At 47.2% G+C, this 15,222-nt stretch carries 14 protein-coding genes; 5 read left to right on the top strand and 9 right to left on the bottom strand.

Going from position 1 to position 15,222, the window contains the following annotated elements; genetic code table 11:
- Nucleotides 1-36: 36 nt before the first annotated feature.
- The 4 genes from ACSU1N_RS07240 (at nucleotide 37) to yjjX (ending at nucleotide 4,349) form a co-directional block, all read left to right on the top strand.
- Nucleotides 37-1,017 carry a radical SAM protein gene (locus ACSU1N_RS07240; RefSeq protein ID WP_440060304.1) on the top strand — a complete coding sequence of 327 codons (981 nt, stop codon included), beginning with the start codon at nucleotides 37-39 and terminating at the stop codon, nucleotides 1,015-1,017.
- 320 nt (nucleotides 1,018-1,337) lie between these two features.
- Nucleotides 1,338-3,158, top strand: coding sequence for a thiamine pyrophosphate-dependent enzyme (locus ACSU1N_RS07235; RefSeq protein ID WP_440059571.1), 1,821 nt, complete (start codon nucleotides 1,338-1,340; stop codon nucleotides 3,156-3,158).
- Entirely contained in the window at nucleotides 3,155-3,772 is a 618-nt protein-coding gene (locus ACSU1N_RS07230; RefSeq protein WP_440059570.1) for an indolepyruvate oxidoreductase subunit beta, read from the top strand. The genes ACSU1N_RS07235 and ACSU1N_RS07230 overlap by 4 nt, the downstream gene beginning before the upstream one ends.
- A 13-nt stretch (nucleotides 3,773-3,785) precedes the next feature.
- On the top strand, nucleotides 3,786-4,349 hold the full coding sequence (gene yjjX / locus ACSU1N_RS07225) for an inosine/xanthosine triphosphatase (protein ID WP_440059569.1): 564 nt from the start codon (nucleotides 3,786-3,788) through the stop codon (nucleotides 4,347-4,349).
- A 4-nt stretch (nucleotides 4,350-4,353) separates the two neighbouring features.
- Here the strand turns inward: yjjX and gltA are convergent, their stop codons facing one another.
- The 7 genes from gltA to ACSU1N_RS07190 form a co-directional block, all read right to left on the bottom strand.
- Nucleotides 4,354-5,769, bottom strand: a complete 1,416-nt coding sequence (gene gltA / locus ACSU1N_RS07220; RefSeq protein ID WP_440059568.1) for an NADPH-dependent glutamate synthase — start codon at nucleotides 5,767-5,769, stop codon at nucleotides 4,354-4,356.
- A gap of 3 nt (nucleotides 5,770-5,772) precedes the next feature.
- Nucleotides 5,773-6,603, bottom strand: a complete 831-nt coding sequence (locus tag ACSU1N_RS07215; protein ID WP_440059567.1) for a sulfide/dihydroorotate dehydrogenase-like FAD/NAD-binding protein — start codon at nucleotides 6,601-6,603, stop codon at nucleotides 5,773-5,775.
- A gap of 193 nt (nucleotides 6,604-6,796) precedes the next feature.
- Nucleotides 6,797-7,891, bottom strand: coding sequence for an MFS transporter (locus ACSU1N_RS07210; RefSeq protein WP_440059566.1), 1,095 nt, complete (start codon nucleotides 7,889-7,891; stop codon nucleotides 6,797-6,799).
- Between the two features lie 88 nt (nucleotides 7,892-7,979).
- Entirely contained in the window at nucleotides 7,980-9,161 is a 1,182-nt protein-coding gene (locus tag ACSU1N_RS07205) for a glycosyltransferase family 4 protein (protein ID WP_440059565.1), read from the bottom strand.
- 62 nt (nucleotides 9,162-9,223) lie between these two features.
- Nucleotides 9,224-9,859, bottom strand: coding sequence for a hypothetical protein (locus ACSU1N_RS07200; RefSeq protein WP_440059564.1), 636 nt, complete (start codon nucleotides 9,857-9,859; stop codon nucleotides 9,224-9,226).
- Nucleotides 9,843-10,556, bottom strand: a complete 714-nt coding sequence (locus ACSU1N_RS07195; protein WP_440059563.1) for a haloacid dehalogenase — start codon at nucleotides 10,554-10,556, stop codon at nucleotides 9,843-9,845. The genes ACSU1N_RS07200 and ACSU1N_RS07195 overlap by 17 nt, the downstream gene beginning before the upstream one ends.
- Nucleotides 10,557-10,716: 160 nt before the next feature.
- Entirely contained in the window at nucleotides 10,717-11,748 is a 1,032-nt protein-coding gene (locus ACSU1N_RS07190; protein ID WP_440059562.1) for a radical SAM protein, read from the bottom strand.
- A 109-nt stretch (nucleotides 11,749-11,857) separates the two neighbouring features.
- On the opposite strand from ACSU1N_RS07190, the gene ACSU1N_RS07185 reads away from it, so the two are divergent.
- Nucleotides 11,858-13,204 carry a rhomboid family intramembrane serine protease gene (locus ACSU1N_RS07185; RefSeq protein WP_440059561.1) on the top strand — a complete coding sequence of 449 codons (1,347 nt, stop codon included), beginning with the start codon at nucleotides 11,858-11,860 and terminating at the stop codon, nucleotides 13,202-13,204.
- Nucleotides 13,205-13,211: 7 nt separating this feature from the next.
- On the opposite strand, the gene ACSU1N_RS07180 is transcribed toward ACSU1N_RS07185, so the two are convergent.
- Together ACSU1N_RS07180 and ACSU1N_RS07175 are read right to left on the bottom strand one after the other, a co-directional pair.
- The gene (locus ACSU1N_RS07180) at nucleotides 13,212-13,832 is read right to left on the bottom strand and encodes a V-type ATP synthase subunit D (RefSeq protein ID WP_440059560.1); all 621 of its coding nucleotides are present in this window, start codon (nucleotides 13,830-13,832) and stop codon (nucleotides 13,212-13,214) included.
- On the bottom strand, nucleotides 13,829-15,217 hold the full coding sequence (locus ACSU1N_RS07175) for a V-type ATP synthase subunit B (RefSeq protein WP_440059559.1): 1,389 nt from the start codon (nucleotides 15,215-15,217) through the stop codon (nucleotides 13,829-13,831). Before ACSU1N_RS07175 ends, ACSU1N_RS07180 begins: the two co-directional genes overlap by 4 nt.
- Between the last annotated feature and the right edge of the window lie 5 nt (nucleotides 15,218-15,222).

Here is a 15,222-nt window from a genome sequence, read left to right as displayed (position 1 = left end):
CCGACCAGGTTTCAGGAGAGGTTTGATAGTAATACTATGAGATGCCTCGTGTGCGAGAGGAAGTGTATTATACCGCCGGGTAGGACTGGGGCCTGCTGGAACTACGAGAATATCGACGGCAGGCTCTACGCTATAGGATACGGGAAGCTCAGCGCTATCGAGCTCAGGCCGATCGAGATAAAACCCCTTTTCCACTACTGGCCTAATTCCACGGCTCTAACATACAGCTCATACGGGTGTAATTTCTACTGCCCATGGTGCCAGAACGACCACCTTAGTTATGCTAAACCACCGAGAGGAGGCAGGGTAATACCCCCCGGGAAACTAGTCGAACTAGCCCTTCTACACGGTGCGGACGGTCTATCAGCTAGTTTCAACGAGCCAGCTACCCAAGTAGATTACATAATAGACGCTACTATCGAAGCGAGAAAACACGGCCTCTACTCGATGGTGGTGACAAATATGTATTTCACGGAGAAATCCCTAACAGCCCTTATAGAAGCCGGAGTAGACGGTTTCTCAGCCGATATCAAAGGCTGCCCGGGTATGAAGAAAGCCCTGGTGGGAGTCGACCACGAGCTAGTGTTCAGGAATGCTAGGAGAGCCCTAGAGATGGGCGGACACGTCGAAATGATATACCTCGTTGTGACAAATACTAACGACTACGAGGAATGCTATAAGTGGATTATCGGGAAACACCTCGACTACCTAGGCCCCAACGTCCCCCTCCACGTGAACCGTTACTACCCGGCGCACAGATGGAGGGAGCCTCCAACACCGATGAGTAAGCTGCTCGAGATTAGAAGATACGCTATTAGAGAAGGCTTGAGCTACGTGTACATAGGTAACGTAGGGGATCCCGAGCTAGAATCCACGTACTGCCCGAAGTGCGGTAAACTACTCGTAAGGAGAAGCGGCTACAGGGTTACATACTTCAACCTAGTCTACGAGAACGGTAGGTATAAATGCCCTAGATGCGGTACCGAGATCCCTATCAGAGGAAGATATATCCCGTGACCTATTCCTTTAATTCCCGAGCTAGCGCCGGCTATTATTGAAGACATTAAAACTTGTAGAGGAGATAATAAGAGAAGAGAATACGAGGAGATGTCTAAAGCGGGGGCACGTTCTAAGCCATAAACTACCCTAGCTGTATGGAGGAGCTGGAAATATCGAAATAGCCTGTGAAGTAATTATCGGTAAACAGATTTTAACCAATTCTTCTACAAGCCGATTCTATAAACCCTTGCTGTAATACATAACATTGGTGCTGCCGGGGGTGTCTGGCTTTACACGTAAACCTGTTTAAAGCCCCGCCTGGTACAAGGCTTGCTCTAATGGGTAACGAGGCTATTGCTAGAGGGGCTTACGAAGCCGGTGTCTCTGTTGTCACCGGCTATCCTGGAACGCCTTCTAGCGAGGTGATTATGACATTCCACGAGTACGGAGCAGATTTACCGATCTACGTGGAGTGGGCTGTTAACGAGAGGGTTGCTTTCGAGATAGCTTATGGAGCGTCTATAACAGGTGTTAGGTCTCTTGTGACGATGAAAGCCCCCGGTTTGAACGTTGCTAGCGACCCGGTTCTCTCCGCAGCTTACTCGGGTAGCGAGGGCGGGCTGGTAGTACTCGTAGCAGACGACCCAGGCCCTCATACGACGCAGACGGAGCAGGATAGCCGGTGGTATGCTAGGCTTGCGAAACTACCTATGTTTACAGCTTCAAACCCTAACGAGGCCAGGGAGTATGTTAAGAAGCTTTTCGCTCTCAGCGAGGAGCTTAAACTACCTGTTTTCTTCAGGACTACGACCCGTTTAAACCATGCTGTTGGGGAAGTGGTATTAGGCGAAGTAGAAGAGGTTAAGAGGAGGCCTGTGCTAGCGAAGGATGTTAAAAGGTTTGTTAGAGCAGGGATGTCGTGGAACCTTGAGAGGCATGCCTGGCTTAACAGGGTTTTAAAAACTGTTGAAGAGAAAGCTAGGAGGCTCGGCTTCAATAAGGTTGAAGGCAGGGGCTCTAACTGTATTGTGACAGAAGGAGTAGCCTACAATTATGTCGTGGATGCTGTTAGAGAGCTTGGTTTAGGAGACTACAGGATTATTAAAATAGACCAGTTATACCCTCCCCCAACCGAGTTCTTGAAGGAGAGCCTTAGAGGCTGCGGGAGCATCCTTGTCGTTGAAGAACTAGACCCATACCTTGAGGAAATAGTGAAGAAGCTAGCTTTCGAAGAAGGGTTGAAGGTTAGAGTCTTAGGCAAAGAGGAAGGTGTACTACCACTAGAAGGAGAATTAAACCAGGGTCTTGTAGCCAGGGCTATCAGGGCCTGGCTTGGGCTAAGCGAACCGGGGCCGGCTCCTCCTAGCACCCTGGAGGTTAAGCCCCCGGAGAGGCCTCCGCCTCTATGCCCTGGATGCCCCCATGCGTTCACCTACCTCGCTCTCAAACTCGGTATTTCCAGAGCCGGTTTCAAACTAAGCGAAGTACCTGTCTTCGGCGACATAGGTTGCTATGCTCTAAGCGTTAACAAACCTATTGAAGCAATATGGACAGAGCATAGTATGGGCGCGAGTATTTCCATGGCTGTAGGCGCTAAGATCGCTGGTTATAGCAAGCCTGTTGTAGCAACTATAGGGGATTCTACTTTCTTCCACGCGGGTATACCGGCTCTAATAGAAGCAGTGCATAAGAGAGTTGATGTACTAGTCGTTATACTAGATAACTCGTATGTCGCTATGACAGGACACCAGTCTACACCCGCATGGGGTGAGACTGAGACAGGTAGGAAGACCAAGGGGGTTAGCATAGTCGATATAGTCAAGTCTATTGGAGTCGACGAACTCGTTGTAATAGACCCGTACGAATTCGAGAGGGCTGTAGAAGTATTCAGAGACCTTGTTAAGAAGCCTGGTGTCAAAGTCGTAGTAGCACAACACCCCTGTAGGCTGATGGAGGTTAGGAAGCTGGGTAAGGTTAGAAAAGTTAGGATTATCGAAGAGAAGTGCACTGGGTGCAGGGCTTGCGTGAATGTAACCGGTTGCCCCGCCCTCTTCATCGAGAACGGTAAAGCCAGGGTGGTCGAAGAAGATTGTACAGGATGCGGCTTATGCATAAGGTTCTGCCCGTTTAAAGCTATCGAGTGGGCTGATAGCGTATGAAAGACGCTGTTAACATACTCATATCCTCGGTCGGCGGACAAGGCGGTTTAACCCTATCCCGGATAATTGCTACAGCAGCTGTCCTCGACGGTTATAGTGTGCGAACGGGTGAGACGCTCGGCATGGCCCAGAGGTATGGTAGTGTACTGAGTTTTATCAGAGTTGGGAGAGAAGTCTACTCCCCGATATTCTCGAAGAAGCAGGCAGACTACCTTCTAGGGCTAGAGCTCGTAGAATCCCTGAGAGCCCTAGACTACCTGAGGGATGTGGGACTGGCTATTGTAGCAGACGAGTACAAGCCTCCTATCAGTGCTAGCATAGACACTAAGCTCGCACTGGATAGGACAACGGTGTCTAAACAGTTAGAGAGCGTGCTAGGCAGTAGGCTGGTAATAGTCCCTGCGAGAAGCCTAGCGTTGAAAGCCGGGTCTTATAGAGCGTTGAACGTTGTCTTACTCGGAGTATTCAACGCTATCACTAGGCTCTTCAAACACGATAGTGTTATCGAAGCAATTAAGACTGTGCTCCCCGGAAGAGCCGGTGAGATATCTGTTAGAGCCTATGGGGAAGGGTTAGAATTCGCTAGGAGTGTTAGAGATGCAAGTCCCATTTAGCGGTGGAAGCCGAATGCTGGTGGAAAGGCTCGGGGAAGAGATAAGGCTCTGCATAGGGAGTAGGAACCCTTCTAAAATAGCCGGGGTTAGGCAGGCTTTCGAATACTATTTCAAAGTAGTCGAGGTCGATGCTATGAGGGTAGAATCCGGTATCCCAGCGCAACCGATCGGATTGGATACTATTATACGCGGGGCTAGGACAAGGGCTGAGAAGGCTTTTAGAGACGGTTGCGATTTCAGCGTGGGGGTTGAAGCCGGTTTCTATAGTATAGGAGGCGAGTACTATGATGTTGAAGCAGCCTACGTTATTTACAAGAATGGCGTTAGCTCTATAGGCTTCTCGCCCGCATTCCCAATACCATGGTGGTTCGTCGAGGATATTGAGAAAGGTAGGTTTAGAGAACTGGAGGAGATAGTTGAGAGAGTCTACTCTGTTAAAAACATAGGGGATTCAACCGGGTTTATATCGATATTGACGAAAAACGCTGTTGTAAGATCCGAGCTATCAAAGCTTGCTACTCTAATGGCGTTGACAAAGATTCTAAACTACGAACTATACGCTAGACGTTTAATCTAGCGTCTCATTTCTTCCTGGATTTAATATACTCGTGTATATTGAAAGCTGCTTTCTTACCGTCTGCCATAGCTTCTACGACAGTCGCCTCCCCTCTAATAGCGTCCCCGCCTGCGAATACGCCTGGGATACTGGTCATAAGCTTCTCGTCTACGATAATCGTCCCATCCTCCCTGAATTTGAGGCCTTCGGATTCCATCAGGACCTTATTAGGTTCGAGCCCGATGGCTATTATGACAGTATCGGCCGGTATCTCAACGATCTTTCCGGTACCCTTAATCTTCTTCTTACCTCTTTCATCTAGCTCCATAGTAGGCTCCATAACCTCGAATCTAACAGCTTTCACGAAACCATTCTCGTCCCCGACGAATTCGACCGGCTGGAGATAATACTTGAACTCGACTCCTTCCGCTTCAGCGTTAACAACCTCGTCGTGTCTCGCTGTCTTAAGCATGTCCTCCCGATCCCTCCTGTATACTATTACAGGCATACTACCCATCCTCAAAGCAACCCTTGCGGAATCTATAGCGGTATTCCCTCCTCCTATTACAACCGTTTTCTTACCAACTTTAACCGGGGTATCCCATTCGGGGAATAAGTTTGCCCTCATCAGGTTCACTCTTGTCAGGAATTCGTTTGCGCTATAGACATTATTGAGGTTTGCCCCGGGGACCTCTAGGAATCTGGGAGTGCCCGCGCCGGTACCTATGAAAACAGCATCATACTCCTGGACTAGCTCGCTCAGGGTTATCGTCTTTCCTACGACAGTATTGTATATGAACCTGACGCCTAACTCCTCTAGCTTCCTGATCTCGCTCTCAAGGATCTTCTTCGGGAGCCTGAACTCCGGGATCCCGTATGCTAGGACTCCTCCCGCGGTATGAAGGGCTTCGTAGACGTCTACCTCGTAACCCATTATGCTAAGCCATCCGCCTGCTGAGAGACCTGCAGGACCGGATCCTACAATTGCAACCCTGCCTTTGTTCCCAGAGTACTTGGATTTCATATCTCTAAGGATCCTTTCTTCGAGACCGTTTTCTCTAGCGTAGTCTCCAATAAACCTCTCGAGCAATCCTATGCCAACAGGGTCTCCAAGCCTCCTCAGTATACAGTCCTTCTCACAGAACCATTCCTGTGGGCATACCCTGCCTGTTATCGAGGGGAAGAGGTTTTCCTCGAAGACCGCTCTAGCAGCACTCTCCAGATCCCCTTTAACAATCCCCTCGATGAAAGCAGGTATCTTAGTATTCACAGGGCATGCTTTAGAACACGGCGCGAACCAGAGGGGGCATTTAAGGCATCTAGACGCTTCCTTGACAGCCGTCTCGTAGTCGTATCCTAGGATAACCTCATCGAAATCCTTTATCCTGTATTCGGGGGGCCTAACCCTTGGTGGGAACCTTGTTTTCACGACACGCGACATACCCTACACCCGAGTGGAAAGGTATCTCTCTACTGCGAACTTCTCTAAATCCCTGAATCTATTACTCCTGCGGATTACATCGTCCCAGTCGATGAAACGTGCGTCGAACCAGGGCCCTTCCCTGCATGCGAAGACAATCCTCCCTTTATATATTACCCTGCAAGAGCCGCACATACCAGTCCCGTCAACCATTATCTGCCTTGTCAGAGCATATACGGGTATATCGTAGCCTCTTAATGCGGATACTAGTTTCTTCAGGCTTTCAAGCGACCCGCCGGCGAAGATAGCGTCTACGTTCTTCTCGCTGACAATTTTCTTCACGAGGTCGATATAATGTCCTCTGAAACCAGCTGATCCATCGAGAGTAGTAATATAGTGCTCGTCAACGTATTTAACAGGCAGGAACTTGGATGGGTATATATCGCTACTAGTCTTGAACGTCTGTATAGATATAATACTACTCCCCAGCTTTCTCAAGTGCTCTGCTAAACCGATCTGCTCGGCGTGGCCGCATACTGCGTCAGAGGCTAGTATCACTCTATTGTATTTCTTTAATTCGACCGGCTTCCCGAGAGGGCCTGCTACAGCGAATAGTCTATCGCCTACTCTAAACTCTTTGTATAGCTGTATACTCGTCTTACCTAGTTTCTTAATAAACATCCCGATATTCGGGCCGTTGACTATAGCAACAGACATTGGTACCCGTTCTCCTCTAGGGTGTGTCATGAAGATAACAAATTGCCCAGGCTTCCACTTGCGGGCTACGAGGGGAGCGTTTACCTCTATATAGTAGTCTTCTTTGTTTAAATCTTCTTTTCCTACTATTTCGTACATATAGACACCGTTTGTTATACCAATCGAACCTTATACATGCTTTAGGATTTAAGTATTATTGACATATATGTACAAATTGTTTGGTTAATGGTTAGAATTATAAGTCCTATGATGTTTAAATCCTAGTATTGGATGAAGAACCGTCGAGCGCCTGAGCTCGTGATGTAATCCCCCTGCTGCACTGACCGATATCCTACCGGGCGATCCTGGAGAGGTAGGCGATTAAACCTGTTGAAAAAGCATTTACTATAATACTGTAGACTATAGCACTGTACACGGAACTCTGGAGGAGCAGTATATATATGAAGCCTCCTACCATCCAGCCCAGCCCGAATAGCATGCTGAGCAACCCGTAGGCGAGAGGTCTCACCTCTCTCGGGACAGTCTTCACCAAGGCAGCTCTCACAATACTCTCCTCACCGCTCATTACAATACCCCAGGGTATCGCGGACAGTACTGCTAGAAACCCTAGTCTCGTCGTAGCAAGTACCGTGAAGACTACTGAGGATAAAGGTAGTAGTAGAAGGGTTTTGAAAGAGTATTTATCGAAGAGTACTCCTAGAGGAACCGCTATCAGAGCGTCTACGAGCATTGCGAGAGTATAGGACAAGCCTATCTCGGCATCCCCGATCACACTAGCTGCTTTAAACCAGTATGAGGCGATAGACCAGTGCATGAATCCTAGCCCGAGGAGTGTTATCGAAGCAGTATAAATCCAGAAAACCCTGCTCAAACCCTTCAAGCCCCTGTAGATGCCGACTCTAACAACGCTTTTAACCCGCGGGTAGGTTAGTGAGGAGGAGATGACGAGTATTATTGCGAGAAGCCCGGGTATTAGGAGGAGTCTGAAAGCTAGCGGATAGCCTCCTAGGGTAAGGCCCCCTACTACAAGGAGAGGCCCTGTGAAAGCACCGACCTGGTCTAGCAGCTCGTGTATCCCGAACCCCTTCCCGATCCCAATAGGCTCTGCTACCTCGGAGAGGATCACGTCTCTAGCAGGCGACCTCAACCCCTTCCCAACCCTGTCTAGAACGTAGAGGAACAGAGCTATCTGCCATACTAGTGTAAAACCTAGCAGGGGGATGCTGAGGCATGTAATCATATATCCCGATATGGTTAAAGCCCATAGTGTAAGAGACGAGCCTGTATAAGAGGCTATTAGACCGCTTATAAACCTTAGCACGTTCCCAACGAATTCTCCAACACCCATAAACCCGACGAAGAGAGATGGTGTGCCAATCGTCTCGAGAAATGCTCCACTTATACTCCTAGCTCCTTCGTAAACCATGTCCGCGAATAACGAGACAACGCTTAGCAGGAGGAATACTAGGATAGCTTTAGATTTCGCGAACTAGTAACACCTCCGTCTCGTAGCATTAGCGTTTCAGTAATGTTTCAACTCTATCAAACAGGGATTTAATAAGCTTCGAGAAAAGGAATTCTCGAGCCCTTTCTCTAGCATTCCTAGACATCTCGCTCCACTTACCCTCGTCTCTCAAAAGGTTTTCTATAGCTCGAACCGCTCCTTTGATATCCTCCGGCCCCCCTACATGCACTCCGTCGATACCGTCTCTTACCAGCCATTTCTGTCCGTATACTGCCGAGGTTATAACAGGGACACCTCCATACATGAACTCTAGCTGTGTTAAACCAAAAGCCTCCATACGGGACATTATGATATTTAAATACGATGCTTTTATAAGAGAGGCTTTCTCTTCCTCGCTCAACTCCCCGGTTATAACAACGTTTCCGAGATTCTTCGCTGCCTGAACCACCTCTTCCCACTGGTCCCCCGGTCTTCCTGCTATCACAAAGATTATGTCTCTTCTATTCTTAAAAGCTCTCGCGATCTTTACTACAGCAAGCGGGTTCTTCCTGTATTCGACAGTCCCCATGTAAGAGACGATTTTAGCATCACTTGGGATTTTGTATTTATCCCTGAATAACCTAGGGTCTGCTTTGCTGATTAAATCTGCGGTGTCATCGTCGAGACCTCCAGGGAAGAGATGTATAGTTTCCGGGCTGGCGCCGAGGGTTATCATATCCTCACCTTCTACCGGTGTTAGAACAAGTATGATGCTAGCAGCTTTGAAAACAGATGGTAGAGCCGTAGCATTCCAGGCCATTCTATAAGTTCTCTCGAACAAAGAGTATCGTTGAGGATCCGGCGGCTGGTAATGGCTCATATGCCCCATGATAGTAATCCTAACATTCTCCCCCATGTGCTTCATTAATTTCTTCCATAGAATCCACTTAGCTGCGTCTTCAGGCCCGTTCCATAGCGTTGAATGGGTTACTATAAAGTCTAAACCTATCTCTCTATCGATTCTATTCAGAACAGTTACGAAATCTCTGAATACAATCCTCCTCGGAGGCCACGTTGTTTTGAAACTAGCTACTCTAATAGTAGGCAGGCCGATATAGGGATCTTTCTCAAACAATACGTAGTTCCTGCCAGTCAGCTCAATATCTCTCTCGCCTACTACAGGATTGCCATCGTGGTAAATACTGGTAACATACCATGCTTCAACACCAAGTCTTCTAGCGAATTTAACCATTCTCTGGGCCAGTAGCTCTTGCCCTTTACTATTAGAGGATTGGTACATTATTGAGGCAAAGATCATCCTCTCTTAACCTTACTCAAGACTTCTATAGTTATCTTACCGATAGCTAGTACAATCATAATAATTGTCAAACCCCATACAATCGGCATTAGCATAGTAGTCAGGCTTTTCACGCTTAAGCCACCTACTTCTAGAGCAAATATTAGTACTGCGAGATAGAAGAGGAGCCTGAGATACTCGGCTACCGGCATTAGGAACTCTATGCTACCGCCTGAATCCCCTCCTTTATATATGTAGCCTATGAACGAGTCTGTTAGGATGAAGCCGATGACTATTATTATAAATGTTTTCACAAAGCCATATATGTATGTATATATGATATTGAGGACTGTAGCAGATATCTCTCCATAGTTTATTAACTGGAACCATACAGCTAAACCTAGTAGGGCACCAGTTAGCAGTATTATCCATTCGGAAACCCTCCCGAAGAACTCGCCTACAGTCATACCAGACCTTATAATAGCCCTCCCGAAGTGGAATTTCATCATCCAGTCTGAGAAGCCTGTTTTCCCGGATATATATGTTATGAAATATTTCACTAATCTAGCGATCACGTATGTGACGATTATTACAGCGATAAGCACGAGTGTTGCCACTAGATAATTCATGAGGAGGCTAGTGTCGAAATTCAAGTGAGAGCCACCTCGCTAGATCTTCAAATTTGATTATATAGTCATAGTTAAAATACTTGAGCATGTGCTGATTGTATCTGTGTAGAACTAGGATCCTGACATCTGCTTTCTCGAAAGCCCCTATATCGTTCTCGCTATCCCCGAAGTAATATATTCTACGAAGCCCTAGGAGCCTCCTTGCAATCTCTAGAACTCTCGATTTATCGGGTTTCGAGACATAGATGTCTATGAAGGGTTGCCCATAGTATCTAAAGACGATCAACCCCCTGTCTTCAGCCTTTTTGGCGAAGAGCTCTACCTCCTCGGGTTTATGGCTGCACATTCTGTAATCAACCGATAACCCTAGGAGGAGTTTCTGAATCGATCTCTTTTCCTCAACGAAAACGCATTCATCCCATCTATGCTCTTGTAATAACTCCTTAAGCAAACGGGTTCTATCCGAGACCACGACCTCTTTAATTAGGAAGTACGAGTCTCCTACGATAGCCTCTAACCCGCTTACTAAGCCGAGAACCTTAGCCCATGTTGCCCTATCTCTTATAAACCAGTAGTCTTTGCTAGTCGCAACCCCTAATACGTATCTCTCTCCAAGACTCTCTAGCACCCGGTTTAGATCAGAGGGTATAAATGCCTTCTCGCGGGGTGCATCAATAGGGCTCAGCGTTCCATCGTAGTCGAATATCAGTGCATCAACCAATATAATCTACCACGCTTTCAGTGGGTAACCGCTATATCATCCAAGCCGTTCTAAATCCCTGAGATTTCATCATCTGAATACTAATATTTCCAGGGAATATTAAACCATTAAACCCTGGCCGGGCCAGGATTTTGTATGATGATGGATTAATAAGAATCTCTCAATCCAACGGCTTTGCTATGTATATCCCGTCCCCGTTCTCAATAATAAGCGCCCTGATCCTTCTAGGAGTATAATCGTTTACACCGACTATTGTTACAACAGCGTTCCCATCTTCGCTGACACCTAGAGCCTCACCTTTCAGCCAGCCCGGCGACCTTACTTCGAGTTCTACAATATCCCTTCTCCTGAAGAATAAAGGTATTCTAGGCGCTTTCCTAACCCCGATATCTAGCTTCCTGTAGTCTAGGATTATACCATACTTCTCCTCGAGCCTGTGTATGAGATCGTAGAAATCGGTCCAGGAAGGTTCTCTAACCCCTTTAATCTTCCTCCCGTATTTATGAACCTCGTACTTCTGTATGCCGAATCCTGGGAACCTCCTGCCCACGCCGATTTTCAGCCCCCATTCAATAATATCCTGGATATCATTATCGTTTACCCCTGGTATCCAGACCGGGGTCAGCATAACATCGATAGTTGTCTCCTTAAGCGTGAACTCAACGATTTCCCTAACCCTCCTAACAGAAAACCACTCCTGCCCGGCCAAGAACTTGGCTTTCTCCTCGTCAAGCGTATCTATGCTTACATTAAGCCTGTCCAACCCTGCCTCCCATAGCCTGAGTACCATGCTCTTAGTTAGGGTAAACCCTCTTGTCTCAACAGCTACCCGGGGTATGAAATTCTTGAGTTCTCTCACGATATACACTATCCCTGGGTGTGTAGGTGGTTCCCCAACGCCGTCTAAGAGGGCTTCTATAACCTCCCCTTTCTTCAATTTATACGCTATTCTAACCCATTTAACAAGCCACTCCGGGTCAACTATGAACTCGCTGAGTCTTCTCCGGGAGTAAGGGCCGGCATCGACACTACAGTATACGCAGTTGTATGGGCATAGGGTTGTCGGCCTGACCTGGAGGATGTTCGTACCCCTGTCAATAATGCCGAAAGCAATATGCCCGAAGAGCGGGAGATCGTCTACGTAGACTAGGAACCTGCTGCCCCAGGCCCTTGATATTTTCAAACCCGGCACCGGGTAGACAGTATTAACCCTTTGTTATTATTGAATCCACCGGTTGTATTCTATAGATGTATTATTTATTATCTATGAAACCTTTTAGAAATTACGAGAGATTGGGATAATGGTCATACCCGGCGGCGTATATAGGAAAGGCCCCTTACCATGGGTTACAATTGGTCTAATAGTTGCCAACACCCTTGTGTATGCTTATACTAGCTACATGTATTTCTTCATCCAGTCATCGCCCCAGTACGTTGAGAGTCTAGGATTCACACCTATAACCCTGCTCTCCAACCCGGTCCAGGGGTTAGCAAGCGTGTTTACAGCTATGTTCACCCACGCAGACATACTCCACATATTCTTCAACATGTACTTCCTATACCTATTCGGCTACAGAGTGGAGAACTATCTTGGCAGACTAAGGTATCTCATTCTATATTTTGTATCAGGAATTTTCTCGTCAATCTTTCACCTAGCTTACGCGTCTGTAAGTGGCTGGAGCCTTCTCACCATACCTGCTGTAGGGGCTAGTGGAGCAATCTCGGGAGTGCTAGGCGCGTACCTGATACTTTTCCCTAATACCAAAATGTCTATGTGCACCTTCTTCCTATTCCTCCCCTTCTGCATGCCCGTATCAGCCTATGCTTTCATGATATTATGGTTCGCCCTGCAAATAATATACGGATACTTCACTTACACCACGATAGCTACCTTCGCCCACGTAGGAGGTTTCCTAACAGGGATGATCCTAGCCTGGTTGATAGCCAGGGGTTTCTCTAAGAGGTTTGAGCAGACTACAGGCTCCCCGCTAGTAGAAATCCTGAGAGCTCTCGGGATAATATTCGAATATAAAAGAGGGCTAGGTAGGATTGCTAAAGCCATTTTAGTAGCTTTAATACTATCGGTTGTAGCTGGTTATTCGTATGGGACGCTGTCTACAATCTCTTCGAAACCCCTAGCCTATACCCTGAATATTTCTGCTAACGGTGACTATGACTCGGTGTTAATGGTTGTCAGCAACTCCAACGTATATGTTTCGACGAGCCAAGTAGACAACGTGAGGATTCTAGTGAATAGACTCCTGGATTCATTCTTCTATAATAAGAGCCTGGCAGGAGACCGCGTAGCATACAATCTACAGTATTATACCACGGTATCAGGGATAACAGTTCCTGTCACACTAGATGCTGAAGCCGTCTACGACTCCTCGGGCGTCCTCGAATATGCGAAAGGGGTCTTGAGCTCGCGTGTAATAAAAGTTAACCCGGCTACCGGGAGTGCTAGCCTAGGAGCGTTTACTACAATATCCTTCTATATGAGTACTGTTTCCAATACAAGCCTCTACCCGGTGGCATTCTTCGACCTGTTCTCGATAGCGGTCTCTCTACTAGCAATAATCTCCGTTATTAGATCGGATGAGGTCTCAATAGTTGCGGAAGAAGCCTATGAAAACATCCCGTTTATTTAAGAAACGGCTACCTAGCTTCAAGCATTCTCTTAACTCTTAGAGTCCTAACAGTATCCTCTCTCTGCATCTCGTCGAATTTCATAGAAAGATACCTGATAGTCTTCTCTAAGCGGGGTATGTAGACTTTCTCGAGTGTGTTAACGATCCTTCTCAGCCTCGATATCTCCATACCGATATTTATAAGAGCCCTCTCGTTCTCAGCTATCCTCGCTATCAGGGTTAAGATATCGTTTCTAACACGCTGTAGCCCCGCTAACTCCGGCAATAGCTGGGGCTGGGGGCTTATCCTAGCGCCCGGCTCGAACCCGTACACCCATACCCCGAGTATGTTCTTGTAGGTTGCTTTAAAAACAGCCTCTTCTCTCACAACCCCAGCCTGCTCAATGATAGATTGCCATCCGTGTATGCTCAAGGCTGTGTAATACGAATTTAATGCTTCTCCCAGGAGCTTGTTTAAGAGCCTTCGGTCTTCTACGAGCCTCATATAGGTATCTCTGAAAGACTGCAAGAGGAATGTCTCCCTGTCTTTGAGGATATTATAGTACCTTCTCGCTAGGGCAAGTCTCTTCCTAAGCCTGATTAATTCTATTTTAGTAGGCCTGCTAATCTTAATTATCTGTAGGCTCATTTCAACCCTCTGTATTTCGGATGGTATTTCTTAATGTATTCGTCTCTGATCTTAAGCTCTTCCTCCGGTAATATGGCAAGCAGATCCCATGCGATATCTAGTGTTTCCTCGATACTCCTCCTCTCGTTCTCTCCCTGGTTGATGAATTTCAGCTCGAACTCGTCTGCGAACTCCAGATATTTCTTGTCTTTCTCTGTGAGAGATTCTACCCCGACGATCGCGATTATCTCTCTAAGCCTCTGTCCTTCGGCGTAGGCGGACATTAGCTGTGAGAATACCTGGTGGTGGTCTTCGCGTGTTTTACCAGGCCCTATCCCTTCTTTCATCATTCTCGACAGGGATAGGAATACGTCTACAGGCGGGTAGATCCCTTTCCTCCACAAGTCCCTGGATAGGACTATCTGGCCTTCTGTAATATAGCCTGTCAAGTCGGGTATTGGGTGTGTTATATCGTCGTCTGGCATTGTTAGAATAGGCATGATAGTAACACTACCCTTCTTACCCTCAACTCTCCCAGCCCTCTCATACATTGTAGCGAGATCCGTATACATATAGCCCGGATAGCCCCTCCTGCCCGGTACTTCTTCTCTCGCAGCAGATATCTCTTTCAAGCTCTCACAGTAATTTGTCATATCCGTCAAGATCACTAGGACGTGCATATCATGCCTCCACGCTAGGAATTCTCCGACTGTTAAAGCAACCCTTGGCAAAGCTAGTTTCTCCACAGGCGGTGCGGAAGCCGGGGCTAGGAATGCTACGGTTCTATCGATAGCTCCCATGCTGCTAAGCTCGTTTATAAAGTACATTGCCTCTTCGAATGTAACACCAACAGCCCCGAAGACTACAGCAAAACTCTCCCCGCTACCTCTTACGCTAGCCTGCCTCACGATCTGCATAGCGATCTTATTGTGTGGGAGCCCGGAGCCGGAGAATATAGGTAGCTTCTGGCCTCTAACAAGTGTTAGCATGCCGTCTATAACCGATATACCTGTCTCAATGAATTCTGAAGGAGGCATTCTCAAAGCCGGGTTGATAGGATCGCCGTGGATGTCTAAGTAATCCTCTGGTAGTATGTCTGGCCCATTATCTATCGGCTTACCAAGCCCATTGAATACCCTACCCAGCATGTCTGTGGATACAGGTATCTTCAGCGTTTCACCACGTAGTTTAACGACTGACCTACCTGGCGTTATCCCTATCGAAGAGCCGAATACCTGGACTACTGTGATATCTTCGCTTATATCGACTACCTGCCCCAGCCTCGTCTCTCCATCTACCTCGATCTCAACTAGCTCACCGTATGATACCTTCGGCAGTGATTTAACGAATACTAGCGACCCTTTTGCCCCAATAATATTCTTCGTCTCTCTAACAATCATACTCATACTAA

It is taken from the genome of Thermogladius sp. 4427co (assembly GCF_051933805.1).
Lineage (GTDB): Archaea > Thermoproteota > Thermoprotei_A > Sulfolobales > Desulfurococcaceae > Thermogladius.
This window is presented reverse-complemented; position numbering and strand designations above follow the sequence as displayed.